Genomic DNA, 21,108 nt, shown 5'->3' on the forward strand with positions numbered 1-21,108 from the left:
TTTTTTTTGAATTGTTTAAACGGGACCAGCCATCGTTAATTATGAAACCACTGCCATCACTGCCCTTGCAGTGCTTCCAGTTATTCAGTGGCTACCATCCAGGCAACGCAACAAGCGGCTTCGATGGGATTTCATCAGCTGACATAAACTAGATATACCCTGAGATACAGATACATAGCTGGGAATCTATATGAGACGTGCTTTAATTTTGATGGCCATGATATGCTCCACTTTAGCTATCTCTGGCTGTACACAAACAGGTAACAACACCTTATCTGAGAGTACAGGTGTGCCGGTGGCCGAAGTGCCTGAAATAGCCTACAGGGTTTCAGTTGCCAGTGGAACCATAGATTCAATAGAATATAAGGGCCTCAACCTTTCAATGAACCAGTGCCTCTACATATTCGCCCGGGCCATAGTCATGCTGGACAGTAACGATAAGGGTAACATACCGGTAAGGGAATATGGCAACCCTGAGAGTCCTGATGGCCGGTTAAGCTCCGCAACATTAACAAGGGCCGAGTATGTTGACATGGCCGGCAGGACCTACAGGTGGATGGATTCAGAATGGAAGGGTCCGAATCATGTTGGAATAAGGCAGGAGGGGGCAGGGGACCTCTCACCGGATATCCTGCTCAGGGCATTTGTCAGGGTCCTCACAGAGTACAGGTCCACGGGTAAACTCCCTGACAGGGTTACTGTACCATGATAGAAGAGAATATCGGGTAAACTCCCTGACACCATGATAGAAGAGAATACCAGTGATATGCCCACCTTCTGTGCCTTTAAGGGATTCCTCTAACCAGTGACAGACCCGAATAAATTCTGGAAGAACTGTATTATGCTGTTTATGAAGCCCTGGATTGCTTCAAGGACCCCTCCCTGGGCCTCCTCTGTCCCGGTCCCGTTACCGGTATATGTGAGGGGTTTGCCGCCTGAGGATCCTGTTTCAGTCTTCCCATCTATTTTTGCACTTATTATTTTTCCGCTTTCTGCATCAACATAGATGGTCCCGACGATGTTCCCTGAGCTGTCGCGGACCCTCACAACCCATGCATCAGCTATGTACTTGTATTTACCGGTTCCCTCAAATGCATCCTCTTTATATTCCCCGAAGGGTATCCATTTAACCTCCCCGGTCTTATTAACCCTCACCTTCGCCTTCCAGTCACTGTAGGCAGGGGTCATGGCCGTGTAGGGCAGACCCTTTGAGTCCAGGTAGTCCTGTGCCAGTGCCGTTGCCTGGGCCCTCTCAATAATGGGTCCGGAGTCGGCAGAAACCGTTCCAAGAAAAACCAGAACGGTTAATATGGATAGAAGTTTTGCAAAGTTCTTAAGGTACATAAAACACCTCCCTCATAATTTATGTTATGAAAAGCATATAGTTCTTTGCCTTTTTTTGGTTGAAGGAGGTCACTGGAGGAGGTCCCACATCCCTCTGACAAGGAAAATGGCTTCAATACTGTACTCGACCATGTCAGCCATGGCATCCATGTGCCCTTCAAGGGCTTCCCTTCCACCTGACTCCTCAATGAGGTTGCTGAAGGTGTCACGGTCTGAGAGGTATCCCGGTATCTCGGTGATGGTGCTGTGGACACCCCCACTGGAGGGGTCCCTCATGGAGACCAGGAAGGTTGAGGGGACACCTGCAACTGAGAATGGGAGGTAAACGTGGCTTATGGCCTGCTCGCCCGCCGGTGTTGAGGCCGCCATGAAATCAACCACATCGGCCCTGATACCGTGAAGGCGGGCGTTGAGGGCAATTAGGCCGACAAGGGCTGGGCTGCTGTCAGCGTAGTAGTCCCTCCTCACAATGCAGGGGCTCCCCATGCCCATGGCCTCCAGGCTGATAACCGCAATGGTTCTGTTCACCTCCTCCTGCCTGTTAAGGACGTGGTGCCTTGCACCTACCAGGTAGGGCAGATAGACTATCTGGTGGTATGCGTCAGGGGAGAGGGACGTCCTTTTCGGGGTTACCAGGGGGAAGGTGAAGCCATCCTCCCCGGCACCGAAGGCGATGAGTTTGATTGTGTATGGTGGCCTCCGGTCATGGTACCTCTCTGCAATTTCAAGGAGCAGTGCAAGTCCGGTTGCATCATCGTTGGCCCCGGATGAGTAGTTCCCGCTCACGGGATCCACAGGAGTGTCCAGATCGGCGCAGATTATGATTTCACGCTCTGAATCACCCTCAATGGTGGCTATAACATTGCATGACCTCCTCACCCCCGGAGAGGTTAATGAGTAGTACCTGAATTCCTCCAGCTCCGTCTTTATCCCCATGGCCTGGAACCGTGAGGCAATGTACTCGGCGGCCATCCTTTCACTGGCTGAACCGGCGGGTCTTGGACCCACATCCTCTGAAAGGTGCTTCACTTCCCCCACCATATCCACGGGGTGAACCGGCTGGATCGAAAAAATCAGAATGATAATGATCAGGGCCTTTAACTTCATACAACCACACTGATATTATGTCGCCCGGGTAATTAAATCATGGCATGATCAGATCTTCTGCCCGCCATACTGGTAAAGTTGTGATCTTTCTGCAGAAACCAGAGGGCTGAAGGATTTCCTGTCCTGAACCTGGCTGATAAAGGTTGGAGCTTAACCGGACGGCTGCATGCCCTGATCCTGTTCCTCATCATTCAATGAGTCAAGGATGGCTTTAATTTTCTCTGTAAACTCACGGAAGTCACTCAGGTGTTCCTGGAGTATTCTGAATGTTATACGGTCGTCTATCTTCCCGTACCGGCGCACCACGATATTCCTGAAGCCCCTCATGGCCTTTATCTTTTTGAATGTGTCCTCATCGATTATGCCTGATCTGAGGAGGTTCTCCAGGACCTCGCCATCGGAACCTGGCACGCCAAGGTTGAGGTCAGAGTTGAGGATTGAACATATGTCATAGACGTTTTCAACTGCAAATTCAAGTCTCTTATACATCCCGTCCCTTATGAGCCCAAGTTCTGAGAATTCACCGAAACTTTCAGGAAGGTTCTCCTCTATGAGTCCCACACTCTCCTCAATTTCGCGTATCTTGGTGAGTACAACGACCTTTCTGACCATCTCACACCCCCTAACCCATCCTTTCAAGGCCAATGTAATCATAGAATCTATGTCTGAAGTCATCGAAGTCCCTGATGGTCTTCCAGGCGGTATCATAGAGGAATCTTTGATCATCACAGTAGATGACCTCACCCCTGAGTACCTCAACCTGGACGTAGAGTGGTAATTGCTGGAAGATCTGGACGTCGAAAATCTCATCAACCTCACTCAGGACCCGGAACCTGTAGTATGATGCCTCATCCTCTTCAGCATCATAGTAAATTGCCAGGTCTATATCAGACCATTCACCGCCCCTGAGGGCGGAACCGTATAGTATTATGAAACGGATCCTCTCTGAGCCCTCAATTTTCCTGATTACCCTCAGGAACCTGTCGACGTGTTTTCTGATAACTTCATCCATACCTTATGTTCTGTCTTTCATTTTTAGTATCCCTTTGCTTTGCAGCAGATATCACAGTAGAGTCATCCATTGTATATGATCATGCTTCTCTGGGGGCTTCTGAATAAATAGTAAATGATAATAATGAATACAGTCAAGATATCTACCGGTGTTTCATGTGCTGGGATCCCTCTATGAAGAAGCGGCCCTCAGGGGGAGGATGCTGAAATCCTCAGCTGAATCCAGGCTCCAGGAACTTCCTGATGTCAGTGAATACTGGATCAGGCATGAGTCCATGGATGACTCACTCTCAACTGCAGCGGCTGATGGGGGCTCGGGTTTTAAGGAATTTTCAGGCCTCATACTCGCAGCCATCAACACCGCCGTGCTCTCAGATTCGGGTGAGATTGTTGAGGGGAGCTTCCTGGACATCCTAGGACCCCAGTCAGGCATAAGGGAGCGGGTGAGGAACCTCACAGCCATATGTGAATTCAAGAACAGCATAATCGCCATGGAGGACCTCCAGCCCGACCTCCTCATCCTGGACGGCTCCCTCATAGGGACCATCCTGAGGCCTGTGAAGTATGATGGGGTTCTGGGGAATGATGTTAAGGGATGGATAAGGAGTCACTGCCTGAGGGAGGTGGCAGCATCAATGGATGGGGTCCATGTACATTCAAGGTCCATGGAGGACACCATCAGGGACGCCCTAAGGTCTGAAAGACCCGTGGTTTACCTTGAGGGCATTGAGAGGATGGTATCCATATGGAAGCTACTCAAGAAGAGCAGGGACATCGTGGCGGTATCTGAGAGGTCAACCATGTCAGACATATTCGGGGATATGTCTGATCTCTCTGTATTCAATACACTCACAGCTGGCCCCGGCCACTCCGTCCCGATTCACAGAGAACTATCAGGTCTCAAGGGCAGGTTCCCTGTCCTTGATGCGTTCTTCAGCAGCCTTGAATTCACGGTGTTCTATGCCAAGCTCGAGGAGAACGGCAGGGTCCTTAAATTCGAGGTACCGCGACGTCTGGGCACCGCTGAAATTGGTGAATACCTTGAGGGTCTCAGGGCATCATCGGCGGACGGCTACCCCCACATCCTCAGAAGGGTGAAGGAGGATGTAAGGATAACAGCCTCTGAGATGGATATCATCGCCGGGATGGTCCTTGAGGGCCTCATCTAAAGATACTGGAGGTTCGGTCTTGGGATTCGTGGGAAGGTGCTATGGTGAGACATCACCCTGGAGGGTGAGTTTCGTATCAAGGGAGATGCCCGGGGTTGGCGAGTACGTTGTGATGGAGTATGATGGACGGAGAATACTGGGGATGGTGGAGTCGCTCCTACGGGGCGTCCCGGGCGTCACCGAGGACCTGAATGACCCTGAGACGGTTGAGAGGATAATCAGGGTCACAGGGGGGAGGCAGTACGTCAGGGGCACCGTCAGGATACTGGGTGATGTTGAAACCCTGGAGATACCAAGGGTGCCGCCAGGTCCAGGGACGGAGGTGAGGTCAGCCGACCCGGAGACCCTCGGGAGGATATTCGGGCGCGGAAACCTGACCCTCGGGAGGCTGCTCACAGCCGACGCACCATTCACTGTTGACATCAACCGCATGGTCACAAGGCACCTGGCGGTCCTTGCAGTCACAGGGGCGGGTAAATCCAACACCGTGGCGGTGATAGTGGACGGGCTCCTCAGGGCAGGGGGTACCGTCATAATCTTCGACATGCACTCAGAGTACGTCAACGCCAGGTTCACAGGTGGAAGGGTTAACAGAATAGGGGCATCCATAAACCCTGCCCACCTCTCACTCAGAGAGATTAAGAGACTCAGCAACGTCAGGGATAACGCCTACGTCCAGGAAAGGTACCTTGCAAGGGCCCACAGGAGGGTAAGGTCCGGGATGAAGGATGGCAGCTCATCACCAGCTGAATTCTTCAGGAGGATGGATGAGAAACTGGATGAGCTTCTCTCAGAGAACAGCAGCGACAGGAGGAGCATAATCGATGTCCAGAACAAGCTGGAGCACATGCGTGAATCCTATGAGGAGATAATAGACCTTGAGTCTGAGGGGATAATTGAGAGGCTCAGATTAAACCATGTCAATGTGATCGACCTCGGCTCAGTGGATGAGACAGGTTCCGATGTCATTGTGAGTCATGTGCTCCAGGAGGTCCTCCAGAGCAGGAAGGAGTATCTCAGGCATGGAACTGGCCTTGAGACACCAGTATTCATGGTCCTTGAGGAGGCCCACATCCTCGCACCCTCTGACCGGCCAACCGAGTCAAGGTACTGGATAGGCAGGGTCGCCAGGGAGGGGAGGAAGTTCGGGGTCGGCCTCTGTCTGGTGAGCCAGAGCCCCAAGTCCCTTGACCATGAGGCCCTCTCCCAGGCCAACAATATGATCGTAATGCGCCTCATTGAACCCAATGACCAGCTGCATGTCCAGAGGGCCAGTGAGGCCCTCAGTGATGACCTCCTCTCACACCTCCCCTCACTGAACATCGGGGAGGCGGTTGTGGTCGGCCTCATGGCACCCTTACCGGCCATTGTGAGGATAGAGGAATTTGAGGGTAAGCTCTCGGGCGGTGACCTTGACGTTGCCGGGATATGGAGTGGTATGCGGGTAGGGGATGAGTAGTTTGCTGCCGCATCTCCATGTCTTTGGGGGTAAAGGATAAGTATCTTGATGTGTAAAGTATTCTACAGTGGTATTCATGACAGAGTCAGATTTTAGGGATTTCTATGATGTGCTTGTTGAAAACCTTGAATCATATAATGGGGAGTACGCATCCTTCATAGATTACGGGCCGAAACTCTTCAAGTTACTCACGGATTTTCTGGGCTATGAGCACCTTAAAGGCCAGCTTAAACTTAAGATTAGCGCTGCAATAGCCTACTACGTTGTTCCCATGGACATCATACCGGAGACAGTATACGGTGCATATGGCTACATCGACGACATATTCATAACAGCATACGTTATAAGGATCCTGGCGGACGTTTACGGCTATGATCTACTCTCAGAGTACTGGGATGGGAAGGATGACCTTGAGGAGGTCGTCGAGCTCTGCTATGAGAGGTCAAAGGATGTCCTGAGGGATAAAACCAGTGATGTTCTGGATTATGTGGGGTTGCTCTGATCAGCTATTCTCAGGAACCCTGTTCTCCCATTTCATATCTTCAAGGACTCCGAGGACGTTTCCAAGGGATTGCTTCTCTACACTGATTTCAATCAGAAGTTCGAAGCACTCATCATCCCTGAGGATCATGCACTTCTTCATTGAGGGTATGAGGTCCCTCAGTTCATTCATGGTCTCAATGACAACGTTACCGCTCACAATACAGTTCATCATGAGGTTGAGGTTTTCGCCGTCAGGGTTTATGTAGAGTATCTCCTTCCTCTGGACACCATTATCTTCAGGTTCTTCCTTTAATGCTTCCTTCTCTGGTTCTATCAGGAGTTCTGTTTCTATGGTCTCTCTTGTGGGTTGTTCTGCCGGGGTTTCTGTTATAGGTTGTTCTGTTTCGAGGGTCTCTGTTGTGGGTTGTTCTGCCGGGGTTTCTTTTTCTGGTTCTGTTTCTAGGGTTTCTGTTATAGTTTGTTCTGTTTCTGTGATTTCTTTTTCTGGTTCTGTTCCCGGTTTCAGGGTTTCCCCTTCTGTTTCAATGTGTCTGAGGTAGAGCTCCTCGATCCCGGGGTTGCGTTTGAGGATGAATCCGTCGGGGGTTTCCTCCAGGAGGTCGTGGTCCTGGAGGGTCCAGATATTGGCGCGGAGGAGCTGAGGGTCATCAAAGGATTCCAGGAGGTCCTCCTCCCGGAAGGGTCCCTTCCCTGCGACTTTCCCGATCTCTGTGAATATCTCCCATGCAACTATTTTAGCATAGCATTCCCGGCATTCCTCCCGCTTCCCATCAGAGTTACTGTGGAACTCTGACCTCTTCAGTGTCCTGCCACATAGGGGGCATGTCCTCATCATCTTGGATTCTGATGGAAGCTCCCCCTCACCGTAGGCGTCATGGAAGGCCCTCAATTCCTCGTCGGGTTTCAACCTGTAGGTTTCAAGGGCAGGGTCGTTCTCAATGAGGTCAAAGTCCTGCAGGATCCAGATGTCAGCCATAACCCCCATCCTTTCATTCTCATCATCTATTATATCATCGACGGTGAATTCCACTCCCGGTTCAACCAGCCTCCTTATCCTTACGAGGGCGTCTGCGGCGCAGCACTTCCTTGAGCATTCCCTGCACCTGGGGTCTTCTCCGTCCTTCAGCTGGAACTCTGTGACCGGTAGGGTCTCCCCACATATTGAGCATTCCAGTTCACCACCCTCAGGAGCCTCCTCCACCCCTGGGGCCACAGGTTCCTCTGTCTCAGGTCTGCACCTTTTTAGCTCCACGTTCTCTATGATGAACCTCTGGAGCTTATCATCCGGTCCCAGCCGGCACATCCCTGATTCATGGTCATAGTCCAGGAGGCCGAACTCATCGAGTATCCAGGTCATGGCGATGAATTTTGTCCTGTCGGGATCATCCATGCCGGATGTGTATTCATTCACGTTGAACTCATCGCCGGGTTTAAAGATTTGCAGGATCTCCTCAAGGGACTCAAGGGCATAGAGGGTCCTTGAGCATTCCCTGCAGATCCCCTGGCACCTTTCGGTTTCTGTCTCAAGTTCCGCCATGCACCCACGGCAGAGCTCAGAGTCACTGCCAGGTTTCAGGGGCGCATTCGGATCATCTTCCAGTTTAACAGGCTCATCCCTGGTTTTTTCTGATTTATGAGATCCCAGTCCAATGTAAGCGTAATAGTCAGTTTCAGGAGCACCCGATTTTTCATTCAGGTTCTCACCATCTTCTTCAGTTGAATATGGTCTGGGGCCTGTTTCTTCAGTTGAATTCAATGATTCCCGGGTGCTTCCTTCCTCTTCTGATCCACTCAGAGGCTCTCCGGGTGTCCCGGATTTCCTGAGGAGTGATTTAACCGCTGAGTTGAACCCCATGTTGAGTTCCATGAATTCTTCACATTTCCCGGTGAGGACATATTTTCTGCCACTGAGTCCCTTAGATCCATGCCTTTTTATGAACCCCCACCTTAGGAGTTTCCAGAATAGTCCTGTTTCAAGGCCCCTTTCATTGAATTCCTTCAGACTGAAGGGCCCCATACCCTCCAGTGATTCGATGGCCCTTAAAATCAGGTATCTATCGTAGCATTCACTGCAGACACATATATCATCCACACTGCAGTTCTTGCATGATGAATCAGATGATTCATTGCCACATGAAGGACATATGAGTTCACGGGACTCTCTACGGCAGAGGACACAGTTATTCATACGGCATACTCCCCTCAATACAGTACAATTTAATGTTTTTTCATGTACTTAAAGTATTCACATTCATAGGGTTATAAAAAAATTTATCTATCAATCCTCAGAAATCTTTAAATGTGTTTAATACCGGGAAGGGGGTTTTCAAATAAAACAGAAGAGACTGGTTCCCACCGGGAAGCCAGGATTCTGGCTTCACAGGGTGGATGATGATGTTCTTGAAGATATATCAGAGAACCTGGTGATCGGGTCGGTGAAGAGGAGGGGGAAGCTAATAAACGAAATACGTGCCGGTGACAGGATATTCATCTTCAGGGCCATACCACTGAATGGAAGGAGGACGCTCTCATTCGTCGCCTACACCATGGTGGATGAGGTCTACAGTTCCCCTGAGACCCTCTATGATTACTATGAATCCCCAAGGAAGCTGAAACTCCGGGGGATAAAGTTCTTCAACCCACCATTACCACTGATAAAGTTCCGGGACAAACTTGTTTCTGTTGAACCTAAAAGATGGTCATCCACACTCAAATCAGAGTACAGAAGGATAGATGAGCGTGACTTCAGGATCATACGCTCCCGGGCGAACTTCATAGACAGATTCCCTGCCTACCTTGAGGAGCTATCCTTCAGCATGGACGAATTCCTCATCAACTCCATCATGGGCCTCCACAGCTTACTCAGGAGGACCGATGGCAGGAAGCAGATGGAGATAAGGTCCTTCATAAAACTCCTCGACGAGTTCATCAGAACGTACGGTATCAGGAAGTCCTATGAGGAGCTGGAGGAATTCTACTCAGTAAACGCCTGGAGGACCGGAATCAAACATTACCCTTCAAGGGATCCCGAGAGGATAGTGACACTCTACAACAGCAGAGGGGCTGGAAGAGACTTTGGACTGATATCCCTGGAATAGGAGGCTTAGTATGGACGCAGAAAGGATTATAAACGCCCTTAAAAATGGTAACGTCCCCCCGGATGGTGTGGGTGAGATATGCGTTGGTCGTGAGAGGGAGATTGAGGAGTTCGACAAGATCCTCGGCAAGGTGAAGGAGGGAGCTGCCATAACAAGGTTCCTCAATGGAGAGTTCGGGTCGGGGAAGTCGTTCTTCCTGAAATTACTCGAAGGGAGGGCCCTGGCAGATAACTTCGTCGTGGCGAAGGTAACCCTCAGCCGTGACGTTCCCTTCAACAAGTTTGAGGTTGTATACAGGAATATCGTGGCTTCACTCCGCTGCAAGACCGGCGTATCCCTTGAGCATATAATCGAAAAATGGATCACACAGCTCCGGATGATGTCCCTAAGGGAGACCACGGACCCCTACCAGCAGGAGAGGATTGTGCTGGACAACATCAGCAGTGACCTGAATGAGGTCCGGAAACATTCAACCACCTTCGCAGCTGCAATCGAGAACTACTACAAACTTTCAGCCAGGGGTGACAAGGAGACAGCAAGGTACGCCATGGGCTGGCTCAGCGGAGAGAAGAACATCCCCTTCACCATAAAGAGGCAGTTCGGGGTCAAGGGGGACATTGACAGGGAGAACGCCTTCAAGTACCTGGAGGCCCTCTCATCGTTCCTCAGGGCACTGAAGTATTCGGGGCTGATTATACTCATCGACGAGGCAGAGCACATAATGACCCTCCACACCAAGAAGCTCAGGGACACGGCCTACGATTACATGAGGTTCATATACGATGAGTGCAGCATTGGAAGATTCCAGAACACCCTCTTCATATTTGCAGGCACACCCGAGTTCTTCGAGGACCCGAAGCTTGGAGTGCCATCCTACACAGCCCTCAATGAGAGGATAGAGGACGCCATCAAAACAGAATTCAAGGACCTCAGAAAACCCATCATCAGACTTGACGGTTTCAGGAGGGAGAACCTCCATGAGCTCTCCGAGAGACTCATAGCCATGCACGAGGAGGTCTATGGATGGGAGGCCAACCCTGTGAGGGAATCCCTCGATGGCATAATCTCAAGGCATGAGGCCAACGCTGAACTGACAGGTTACATCTCCCCCAGGAACTTTGTCAAGTCATTCATAAGTGTCCTGGATGTTGTACAGCAGAACCCTGAACTCCGTGGCGAGGCCGAAATCCTGGATCTCTTCGAGGAGAAGGAGATGGAATTTGAGGAGGATGAGGACTGGGTCTAGTCCCCCCATCCAGTATCTGGCCGTGCCAGGCACGCACCGGGAGCATTCTCATGTCTGCAGAATCCCTGAACCCCCGCCTCAGGCACTTCCTCGCAAACAGGCTCGGGTGGAGGAGCCTGCGGGATGTGCAGAAATCCGCCCTTGAAGCCATAGGGAGGGGCGAGGACACCCTCATAGTGGCACCCACTGCATCGGGTAAGACAGAGGCGGCTTTAATCCCGGTATTCAACTCCATACTCAGCGAGGGCCTTCCACCGGTCAGCATGCTCTATGTATCACCCCTCAAGGCCCTCATAAATGACATGCACAGCCGCCTTGAACTGTGGGGCAACCACTTCAACCTGGAGGTCATGAAGTGGCACGGTGACGTACCGGCAAACAGGAAGAGGAGGTTCATTAAGAACCCATCAGACATCCTCCTCATAACACCCGAGTCCCTTGAGGTCATGATGATCAACAGGAGCCGGGCCGAGAAGGAGAGGATCCTTGGAAACCTCCGCTACATCATCGTGGATGAGATACACCAGTTCATAGAGGCTGACAGGGGTGTTCAGCTGAACTCCCTCCTGGCAAGGCTTGAGAGGTACACAGGGGTGAGGCCCCAGCGGATAGGCCTCTCTGCAACCGTAGGAAACCCTGAAGAGGTTCTGAACTGGATGAGCCCATCCGGAGCTGTTGTGAGGGATACTGCCGAGAGGAAGCTCCAGTACAGGATATTCGAGTTAAATCACCATAAACTGATTGAGGTGCTGAGGAGGTTCACAGGGAAGAAGGTCCTCATATTTGTACCCTCACGCAGGGACGCCGAGAAGTACTACAACATCATAAGGAAGTGCCTGGATGTTGATGTCTTCATCCACCACTCATCCATTAACCGGGACTCAAGGGAGGAGGCCGAGGAGAGGTTCAGGTCAGTATCAGCGGCCTTCATGGTGAACACCAGCACCCTCGAACTGGGTATAGACGTGGGTGACATCGACGTGGTGATCCACATAAGGAGCCCCACCAGCGTGAACAGGTTCCTCCAGAGGACCGGGAGGAGCGGCAGAAGGAGGGGCCTTCAGAGGACCATAATATTCCAGGAGAAGGAGGCTCTAACAGCCCTCTCAGTGGCGTCCCTGGCCCTATCAGGGAGGCTTGAGGATCTGAGGATCCCGGTGAGGCCCCTTGACATATACTTCCACCAGATCCTCAGCTCGGTATTTGAACTTGAGAAGCCCACTCCAGGGGATATCTACAGGGGACTTGGCAGGGCACATGTATTCTCGGATCTGGATGCCGACGACTTCAGGCACCTGGTTGAATTCATGGTGGAGAACGACTTCCTCAGGGTCCATGGCCCCTACATCCACCATGGATTCAACTTCGAGAAGACCTTCGGTAAGATGAACTTCCTGGAGTTCTACACGGTCTTCCCACCCAACTATGAGTTCACAGTTAAACACCGCACAAAGGTCATAGGCTCCCTTGACTCCTTCTTTGTCGTCACCTACCTCAAGGTGGGCAGGGGATTCATACTGGGTGGTGAGAAGTGGGTGGTGAAGGATATAGACCATGAAAGGTTCATCGTGAGGGTCAAACCCTGCACCAGGGATGCTGAAATACCTGACTGGAGCAGTGGAGGCGCCCCCACCACCTTTGAGGTTGCAAGGCACGTCTACGATATACTCCTCGGGGACTTCGACAGGGGCCTCCTGAGGTGGCTCGACCCGGGATCACAGGCCCGGGTCCAGTCGTGCATGGAGATGGCCTCAGCTGAGGGTCTGGACCATGGCATGATCCCGGTGCGTATCGGGGAGAGGATAGAAATCAACACCTTCGCCGGGGAGAGGGTTAACGCCCTCATCTCCGATGTGTTCCGCCTTGAGCACGGGGTCCACGGTATCAGTAACAGTGCCTTCACCTCATCCTTCAGTGCCAGACTTGATTACCATGACATTGAATCCACCCTCCGGGATATACCAGCCATCATCTCAGAGGAGGACTTCCTCCTCAGATTGGAGGATAACCTTGACAGGTTTGTTAAGAACAAGTTCATAGAGCACCTCCCCGGGGACGTGGCCGCACATATGAGGTACAGCCTCCTCTACAGGCCCGATGAACTGCTCAGGCTCCTCCGGGATAATGGACCCGTGGAGGTCCATGACTTCAAACTCTAGTCTTTTTTCTGGACTATGTTGCAGATGCAACAGTTGCAATGACAACATTTATATATGTTTTCCCACCAGATAGATCAGCATGGACAGGGACATACCACTCAAGGGACTCCTCTCAATAATCCTCAGGAGTCACAGGGTCTTCATCGGGAGGGAGCTGGGACACCTGAACCTCACAGACGCCCAGGTGGCATGCCTCCTGAGGATCCACAGGGAACCAGGGATAAAACAGGATGAACTCGCCACCTTCTTCCACGTGGACAAGGGAACCATAGCAAGGACCCTGAGGCGCCTGGAGGAGAGCGGATTCATTGAGAGAGAGCAGGACCCGGAGAACAGGCGCAGGTACATCCTGGAGGTAACCAGGAGGGGCGAGGAAATCATCCCCCTCATACTGAAGGTTGAGGAGCGCTGGGAGGACCTCCTCTTCAGAGACTTCACAGAGGATGAGAGGAAACTCTTCAGGAAGATGTGCCGGAGACTGGCAGAGGAGGCAGTCAGGATGAGGGGTGAGTGGAGGTGAGCGAGGGAATCGAAATCATAAGGGGAGACCCCAGGAGGGCCCTCATCAAACTATCAGGGCCACTCATAGTTGCAATGCTCCTCACATCCATCTACAACCTCGTGGACGCGGTATGGGTGGCAGGCCTTGGAGGCGAGGCCCTCGCAGCCATAGGATTCGTTACACCCATCTACATGATCCTCGTGGGCCTCTCCAACGGCCTAGGCGCCGGGGCAGCATCATCGGTCTCAAGGTGCCTGGGTGCCGGTGATGAGGAGGGAATGAACAACAGCGCATCCCACACAATCATCATCACACTGGCGGTCTCAATAATCCTGACGGTGATAATCGAGATCCTCCTGAGGGACATCCTCCTCTCCCTGGGCGCCGCCGGGGCCCTGAAACCGGCAATGGAGTACGGTAGTGTGGTCTTTGCGGGTACCCTCTTCACCCTCTTCCCCGGGGCTGCCTACGGTATACTGAGGTCTGAGGGTGATGCCAGGAGGCCCATGTATGCCATGGGTTTATCAGCTGTCCTCAACATGGTCCTGGACCCCATCCTCATCTACACGGCGGGCTGGGGGATAGCAGGGGCGGCCTGGGCCACGGTGATATCACAGCTCCTGGTGTCGCTCCTCATAATCTACTGGTTCCTCGCAGGGAGGACCTTCACCTCCATAGGCTGGAGCCACTTCAGGGCCGACCGGGGGGTCGTCTGGTCCATCCTCTCGGTCACCATACCCGCAAGTGCCGAGTTCCTGGTCATGTCCATGGTAACAGCCCTCCTCAACTGGATACTCACATCTGTGGCCGGGACCTCGGCGGTGGCTGTATACTCCGCAGGGTGGAGGATAGTGATGCTCGCCATAGTCCCGGTGATATCGGTGGCAACAGCCCTTGTGAGCGTATCTGGCGTGGCATACGGGTCAAGGAACTTCGAAAACCTGGAGGTGGCCCACGGTTACTCAATAAGGCTGGGCCTCCTGATAGCGGGGGCCACGGCGGCCCTCACATTCGTCCTGGCGCCATGGATAGCCTGGATATTCTCCTACTCCCAGGCATCATCCCATCTGGCCCCGAGGATAACCGGGTTCCTGAGGGTCATATGCCTCTTCTACATCTTCCTGCCCCCGGGTATAATGTCAGGGTCCATATTCCAGGGCGCGGGGCGCGGGATGACGTCCCTCATGCTCTCGGTGATAAGGCAGGTCCTCCTGGTCGCGGTCTTCGCATACCTCCTCGCCGTGACCCTGGGCCTCGGTGAGGTTGGTGTCTGGTGGGGTGTCGTTGCAGGTGACATCGGGGGTAGCCTGGTGGCCTACCTGTGGGCCAGACTCTTCATCGGGAGGCTCCGGAGGTACGCTGCCTGATCATCTTAAAGTTCATATGAAGATCTCAGCCACTCTCCTAAGCGGATTATAAATTAGTCTCAGAAGCCTTTTTTCTTCAACGGCAGCGTGTGAGGTTTTTATCAGCTTATGGTGAATACTTATCAATGAGTTTATAAAAAATATATTTATGAATGATCCCCCATTGATTGAGAATTATGTTACATACTCTGAAATACGTTCTCGGGTGAATGATAATAGAATGCTGGATCTAAGACAGTATTCCTGGTTCTATCCGACTACTCTTCTTCCCCTTTTCCATTTGAAGAAAACAAAATCTTTGAGGTGTGAGTTACATCCGGGTGTGAAGCATTATTTTGAGGTTATGGAACAGGGAAATCCTGGCAAAGGAAAAACATACATTCCCTTCGTTGAACTATTACATGACAGATCCGAAAGGGATCCTCTCAAATACGTATATGATTTGTTAGATAAAAGTTATGGTGGGAAGGATGCTTTATGCTTTTTGCTCTCCGAGTTGACCGATAATATTTATCAGCATTCAAAATTCACCTCAGCTTATATTCTGGCGCAAAAATATCCTAAGAAAGGTTTCATTGAGATATGTTTTCTTGATGATGGTGTAAGCATACCTCAGAATTTTGAGAATCATGATTATTACTTTGAATATGACTCTGAAGCAATAATACAAGCTATAAATGGAAAATCCACTAAAGTTACTTACCCTGGAGATCCTGAAAGAGGTTATGGTCTTAATAACATACTTAAAATATTTGTTGAGGGTGGGAAAGGCGAACTATTAGTGGTGTCTAGAAAGGGGGCTTTTTATAAATCTCAGGATGCTAAGATGTATGAGTTAGGTAATGAGTTTCAAGGGACATTAGTCAGCCTGCGCATACATGAAGGGAAGCTTAACATATATAAATACATTTAACAAAATATAAACATAGGCACTGTTAGCTGAATACCATTTGTGGCTCTCTAGAAAAGTATATATGTATGTTAATGTGGTGGTAATCATCTTACCGTGGGAAAAGGACGGGATGTGGATATGAAAAATAAAATTGAAAAGATACGGCTGGAAAAGCACATCGGTGCACTGCTGGCTTTCAGGGATTATGTGGATGATCTTTTTGAGGAGATAAACAGACTGGATGCGAATGTAATAGAATTAGATTTCGAAGGCGTGGAATTTATGAGTCGATCCTTCGCTCACGAGTACTTGATGCGAAAATCAAAGTCAGAAAAGGATATTTATGAAAAAAATAAGTGTCCTTCAATTCAGAAGATGTTAAGTGTTGTTGAAAGGTCCTTTAAGAATCCTCGAAAAATTAGGGTGACGCCTACACCGCATCCTATTAAAATAGCTTAAATTTAGTAAAGAAATCATTTTCCTTGTGTGGGCTAACGATACTCTTGAAACTGTGTTTTCACGGACCCCTTTAAGGTTGTCTTCTGCAATACATTTAATTGTCCATTATATTATTCAGCGTATGCTGTCTGAAACAGATTAGATGCAATTCGGTCAAAAAGCAAAATTTGACGTTAAAATGCTCTTATAATCAAAAAAAGAATAAATGGGATTATTTTATCTTTCTACGTCCACTGAGGAGGTAACCTGCACCCATGAGACCCACTATTGCAATGATGCCAATGAGGGCGTAAACTGGCATCTGTGTTGTCTCTGAAGTACCCTCTGTTGATGCTGCTACCTCATAAGCCTTTACATCACCATTTTCAGTGGGTGATGAGGATGCTGAGGTAGATTGTGAAACTCCTGCCGAACCTGAGGTTCCTGAAGATGTCGCTGCACTCATGGCATCGGATTCACCTCGTGATGAACCATCTGACACTGAATGTTCTCCATTGCCCTCGTTTGAGGGTTTATCTGTATCAGTAGCTGGAAGATTCTCTCCCCATGCGGCAGCCATTGTATGTTTGAACTTCTCAATCGCGGCACTGTTCAATGTTGAGAGGCTGACTATCCACTGATTCAGCACTATGTTGGCGCATGTATGATGGCAGCAGACAACACCATACTGATTCACCATGTTGATATACTCATTGGCAAGGGAAGCCTTAACCTGGTCTGATGGGCTCCAGTAGCCCTTACGCACTGTTTCGATGAGCCTTGCAATAATTGAAGCCCTTGCATAGGGATTTGATTTGCTGAAGAATTCATTCAGACCCATGTCATAACTGTCCCTCACGTAGATGCTGTTCACCATATCCCATGTCGATTCAGATACCAGTTCTGGATTTGTAACCTGCCACATCCAGAGGTTCTCCACAAAGGAATCAATATACCTTGCACCGTCATAGCCGCCTTTCATCATACCCTCAATCCATCTGGGGTTGAGGTATCTTGTCAGGAGGTCCCTTGTGAGGAACTGGCTCATCGTTTCTATCTTTGCATCACTGCGGAGGTTATTTATGTACATCTCTGGTTTTGAACCTGAAACTCTCTCCACTGCAAGGCTGAGGCCTCCGAAGTAGGCTGCTACCATTGGGTGTTCAAGGGCACCGTAGAGGTTTGAGCTCCTGCTGAACATGGCCACAGTCACATCCATAAGGTTCTCCCTGAAGATGGAGGGAACCTTCAATCCAGTGATATTTTCACCGTAGGCCGATGAGACCCTCTCAAGGTAGAAACTGGCTAGCTGATCACTGTTATTCCAGGTTTCACTTGCAGGTATTGCCTCCTGGAGGCCCGGTGAATAGGCGCCCGGTTCCTCAGAGAATATCCTGAGAAGGGATAATCTCCTTGCATCGGTCTCACTGAAACCTTCTCCCAGTAGTTTCAGGTAGATGGTTTCTGAGTTGTTCCTGATATGGTTGGGGGTGTCGCTGGCTCCAGCAGCGAGTTTAACTGCCCTGTCAATGAGGGTTATTATATCCATGTGAAGGTCCCTGTAGAGTCCTGAGGTAACCACTGTAATGTCGATGCGAGGCCTTGTAAGGTTTGTTATGAGTTCAACGTCCTTGACCCTGCCCTTTGAGTCCCATACAGGTTTAACACCCATGAGGTAGAGTATCTCTGCCTCCATTACTCCCTGGTGCCTCATGGTCTCTGAGGCCCACAGGACGAATGCAACCTTTGTGGGATAGGTTCCATGTTTACTCAGGTAATCCTCAAGGAAGCTGTCAACGAGTTTCACTGCAGTTTCCCATGCAGTTCTGGTTGGAATTGTCCTTGAATCCAGTGGATATGGGTTTCTTCCTGTTGGGAGAGCATCAGGGTTCCTTATAGGGTCACCTCTGGGACCGGGTGTTATGTATCCACCTTCAAGGGCTGTGAGTATGGCTGTTATCTCGCTGGTGCAGTTACGGATTCTCTGTGTATACTCAATGGCAAGCTGGAGGTAGCCTGTTATGGTAGCATTTAAGCTACCAGTGGTTCTGATCTGAGCCTCTTCGGGTGTGAGGTTGTTCAGCACGACCTCCCTCAGCAGACTCTCTGTAGCTGTCCCATTGATTGGGGGCAGCATCGCAATTAATAGCTGTATGAGTTCTTCGCCTTCGGGTGCTCTTCCAAGGACATGTGGTCCATAGGGTATGTAGCTTTTTCTGATATCATCAAGGTATGCTGTGACATCTGCGAGGAATTCATCGAAACTGTCGCCTGTGTAGTTGAATCCCACTGTCCGGCTCTGGTTTATGATTTTATCACGGTAAGCATTCTTCAGGGTGTCATCAACGGTTTCCATGTATAGTCTGATGTTATCATAGAGTTCGGAGAGGTTTCCGTAGAGTCCGGAGGGTATAAGTACGGGTGTCATGAAGTTTATGATCAGCATGTTTGCCCTTCGCTTGTCAAAGATTGCGGGGGCGTCCATGGGGAGCACGTGGATTATGGGCATGTCCTGGAGTAAAACAGCGCCCCAGTCCTTGCTTGATAGGCCCTCCTGTTTTCCCGGCATCAGGGGCACGAGACTGAACACTGATAGTATGGCGTCTGCACGGTAGACCTTCCTCATCCACCAGTAGAATGCGAGCAGGTTGTGGGTCGGTGGAAGTTTCCCTGTATTGTAGAGTGTGGTGTTATCCTGCAGCCAGCCCCACACCGGTTCAGGGGCGAGTAGGATGTTTCCGAATTCCAGTTTTGGTATGACAATGTACTTTCCGGTGCTGTTCGTATAGACCATCAGGTTTCCCAGGGGCGGGGCCCCATGCATCTGTGACCTCCCTCTGCATATCCAGAGGCAGTTCGCTGAACCAGTTGAGGTATTCATCCTCCGGTATCAGTATGACACTTCCAGATTTCACCCTGTTTTCAAGTTCACCGGGCGCCCATGTGCCCACATTGCTTCCAACTTCTGCCATGAGGTGTGCGAGTTCTGCCTCTCCGGGCAGTGTTCTGTTGCCGACGTTGTATCCCCTCTCCTGCATTGCTTTCAGTATCGCTGCTATGCTTGCCTGGGCATTGAGATAGTAGTCGATGTCTGCACCAACATTCGCCTTCCCCCCACCCTCACTGTAGTAGGTTATCACAATCTTCTTGTCATGGTTGCTGAGTTTTTTGAGGTTCATCCAAGAGATGGTCCTCTTCACTAGCCACTCTATCTGGTAATCTATGGGCCTGTTGTATATGACACCCGTAAGAGGGTCGGTTTCCTTGACGCTTATGACTATGGGCTCTATTATCCCATCCATCTCTGCAAGGGATAACTGGTAGACTTCAGAGCAAGGCACGCCCTGGGTGCTGTTCTCCCAGGATGTGAGGTTCATGCTGGTTGAGAATATTCTGATACCGTTGAGAACCGTGACGTTGAGTTTCTGAAGATCCTCAACACCTCCTGTCCAGTTCTGTGAATTCAGAGTGGCACCCCTTGAGATTAACACCGCGGCATCGATGATTGCCTTTCCATTTAACATGATATATTTCATTGAATTGGCGTCCCTGTAGGTGTAGGTTGAGACTATGACGTTGACATTCTTTGACTCGAAGCTCCTTACAAGTGCATCCAGTAGTGGACCGTCCCTTGCCATGTCCGTGTACTCTGTGCTCAGTATCCCGACGGTTGGGAAGCCTTCATGGTATCTGCCTGTCCCCCTGTACCAGTCCAGGTATTCTGTGAGATTACCGAATATCTTCGGTGCATCTGGATGGTATATGCCCCAGAGTGGGCGCTGTTCAGGTGCTGATGGGGTCACATTGAGGTTGCAGAATGACGCCGCCAGGTAGAGGATGAGGTTCTTCAGGTTCCTCTCGCTGGTATAGTTGAGGTATCTGAGGCTTTCATTGAACCGGGGGTCTGATGTGCTCACTGTCTGGAGGTTCAGGATCGGCGCGTAACTGTCTCTTGCCAAGGGTTCAACGCATATCATTATGGTTGAGCCACTGTCCCGGGCAGCTCTCAGTTTATCGCTGAGGGCCTCCCATACAGGTGAGGAAAGACCACTCCTTGTGCCGAAGATTATCACGTCGCCGCTTATATTGTAAGTGAGGTTGGTTTCTGTTCTACCGCTCTCTGCCCGTACCTTTATGATGTTTCTAATGTCGCTGTCATTGGCCACCCGGTTTAGCAGTGCAATTTCATTGGGACTTGAGCTCACTATGAGTATCTCTGGCATGCTCTGGTTCTGTGCTGTGCCGTTCTCTGCGAATGATGTCCCGCTTGCTGCAAATAGACAGATCACAAGTGCAGTGTATAGTATATGCTTCTTCACAAGCTCACCTTTTTCAGGTTTATTTTAAAATATTTCAAGTAAAACTTAAAAAAGGAGGTATATAAATCTTGTTAACAATTTTTTATTTTATATTATTACAGGCTGTGGCCTTGCAGGTAGGCGCATCTTCCTTGTGGAATGATCCCCGTGCTGAAACATGTGGGGTGTATCTTCCTTTTTTTGGGGGTGCTGTATCCTCTTGATTATTCATGAGCCCCTTCATATCTTCTGGATGAGAATACATGTTCTTATGGGTCGTTGTTATCCCCTGGACTAGCCCACTTCAGCTGTTTTTTTTTCTAATTCCGTGGACACAGCGCAGGAGGGATGCCTCTTTTTATTTTTTGAGTCCATATTCCAGGGCGCGGGGCGCGGGATGACGTCCCTCATGCTCTCGGTGATAAGGCAGGTCCTCCTGGTGGCTGTCTTCGCTTACCTCCTTGCCGTGACCCTGGGCCTCGGCGAGGCGGTGTCTGGTGGGGTGTCGTTGCAG

Annotated in this window: 16 protein-coding genes and 1 pseudogene; 11 read left to right on the forward strand and 6 right to left on the reverse strand. The window is 50.4% G+C overall.

All coding sequences use genetic code 11. The features are described from left to right. Positions 1-295 precede the first annotated feature (295 nt). Complete coding sequence (locus MTH_RS01380) at positions 296-709, forward strand: pseudomurein-binding repeat-containing protein (RefSeq protein WP_238374222.1); 414 nt, start codon at positions 296-298, stop codon at positions 707-709. Positions 710-798: 89 nt separating this feature from the next. Here the strand turns inward: MTH_RS01380 and MTH_RS01385 are convergent, their stop codons facing one another. From MTH_RS01385 to MTH_RS01400, 4 genes are all read right to left on the reverse strand, one after another. Next, positions 799-1,344 (reverse strand): hypothetical protein, encoded by a 546-nt coding sequence (locus MTH_RS01385; RefSeq protein WP_010875941.1) that lies wholly within the window; start codon positions 1,342-1,344, stop codon positions 799-801. Positions 1,345-1,413: 69 nt separating this feature from the next. Continuing rightward, positions 1,414-2,373: a M28 family metallopeptidase gene (locus MTH_RS01390; RefSeq protein WP_158296317.1), complete on the reverse strand. Its 960-nt coding sequence runs from the start codon at positions 2,371-2,373 to the stop codon at positions 1,414-1,416. A gap of 228 nt (positions 2,374-2,601) precedes the next feature. After that, on the reverse strand, positions 2,602-3,063 hold the full coding sequence (locus MTH_RS01395; protein ID WP_010875943.1) for a type VII toxin-antitoxin system HepT family RNase toxin: 462 nt from the start codon (positions 3,061-3,063) through the stop codon (positions 2,602-2,604). A 10-nt stretch (positions 3,064-3,073) separates the two neighbouring features. Further along, a complete protein-coding gene (locus MTH_RS01400) occupies positions 3,074-3,463 on the reverse strand; it encodes a nucleotidyltransferase domain-containing protein (RefSeq protein WP_010875944.1) in 390 nt (129 codons plus the stop codon). Positions 3,464-3,611: 148 nt separating this feature from the next. On the opposite strand from MTH_RS01400, the gene MTH_RS01405 reads away from it, so the two are divergent. The 3 genes from MTH_RS01405 (at position 3,612) to MTH_RS01415 (ending at position 6,592) form a co-directional block, all read left to right on the forward strand. Further along, positions 3,612-4,631 (forward strand): DNA double-strand break repair nuclease NurA, encoded by a 1,020-nt coding sequence (locus MTH_RS01405; protein ID WP_010875945.1) that lies wholly within the window; start codon positions 3,612-3,614, stop codon positions 4,629-4,631. Positions 4,632-4,659: 28 nt separating this feature from the next. Further along, complete coding sequence (locus MTH_RS01410) at positions 4,660-6,090, forward strand: helicase HerA-like domain-containing protein (protein WP_238374269.1); 1,431 nt, start codon at positions 4,660-4,662, stop codon at positions 6,088-6,090. Between the two features lie 76 nt (positions 6,091-6,166). Beyond that, positions 6,167-6,592, forward strand: coding sequence for a YkvA family protein (locus MTH_RS01415; protein WP_048060792.1), 426 nt, complete (start codon positions 6,167-6,169; stop codon positions 6,590-6,592). On the opposite strand, the gene MTH_RS01420 is transcribed toward MTH_RS01415, so the two are convergent. Continuing rightward, positions 6,593-8,782, reverse strand: coding sequence for a hypothetical protein (locus tag MTH_RS01420; RefSeq protein WP_143485722.1), 2,190 nt, complete (start codon positions 8,780-8,782; stop codon positions 6,593-6,595). It lies immediately after the preceding gene. Between the two features lie 196 nt (positions 8,783-8,978). Here MTH_RS01420 and MTH_RS01425 point away from each other — a divergent pair, with 196 nt between their 5' ends. From MTH_RS01425 to MTH_RS01455, 7 genes are all read left to right on the forward strand, one after another. Beyond that, positions 8,979-9,692: a hypothetical protein gene (locus MTH_RS01425; protein WP_010875949.1), complete on the forward strand. Its 714-nt coding sequence runs from the start codon at positions 8,979-8,981 to the stop codon at positions 9,690-9,692. A gap of 10 nt (positions 9,693-9,702) precedes the next feature. Next, the gene (locus MTH_RS01430; RefSeq protein WP_010875950.1) at positions 9,703-10,938 is read left to right on the forward strand and encodes a BREX system ATP-binding domain-containing protein; all 1,236 of its coding nucleotides are present in this window, start codon (positions 9,703-9,705) and stop codon (positions 10,936-10,938) included. A 50-nt stretch (positions 10,939-10,988) separates the two neighbouring features. Further along, the gene (locus MTH_RS01435; RefSeq protein ID WP_010875951.1) at positions 10,989-13,097 is read left to right on the forward strand and encodes a DEAD/DEAH box helicase; all 2,109 of its coding nucleotides are present in this window, start codon (positions 10,989-10,991) and stop codon (positions 13,095-13,097) included. Positions 13,098-13,176: 79 nt separating this feature from the next. Next, entirely contained in the window at positions 13,177-13,617 is a 441-nt protein-coding gene (locus MTH_RS01440; RefSeq protein ID WP_010875952.1) for a MarR family transcriptional regulator, read from the forward strand. Then, complete coding sequence (locus MTH_RS01445) at positions 13,614-14,966, forward strand: MATE family efflux transporter (protein WP_143485723.1); 1,353 nt, start codon at positions 13,614-13,616, stop codon at positions 14,964-14,966. Before MTH_RS01440 ends, MTH_RS01445 begins: the two co-directional genes overlap by 4 nt. Before the next feature lie 220 nt (positions 14,967-15,186). Next, positions 15,187-15,879 (forward strand): ATP-binding protein, encoded by a 693-nt coding sequence (locus MTH_RS01450; RefSeq protein ID WP_202943317.1) that lies wholly within the window; start codon positions 15,187-15,189, stop codon positions 15,877-15,879. 93 nt (positions 15,880-15,972) lie between these two features. Further along, entirely contained in the window at positions 15,973-16,317 is a 345-nt protein-coding gene (locus MTH_RS01455; RefSeq protein WP_010875955.1) for an STAS-like domain-containing protein, read from the forward strand. 211 nt (positions 16,318-16,528) lie between these two features. On the opposite strand, the pseudogene MTH_RS10250 reads toward MTH_RS01455, so the two are convergent. Then, a pseudogene (locus MTH_RS10250) lies at positions 16,529-20,519 on the reverse strand (cobaltochelatase subunit CobN). Between the last annotated feature and the right edge of the window lie 589 nt (positions 20,520-21,108).

The sequence above is a fragment of the Methanothermobacter thermautotrophicus str. Delta H genome (assembly GCF_000008645.1).
In the GTDB taxonomy this organism is placed as follows: Archaea; Methanobacteriota; Methanobacteria; order Methanobacteriales; family Methanothermobacteraceae; genus Methanothermobacter; species Methanothermobacter thermautotrophicus.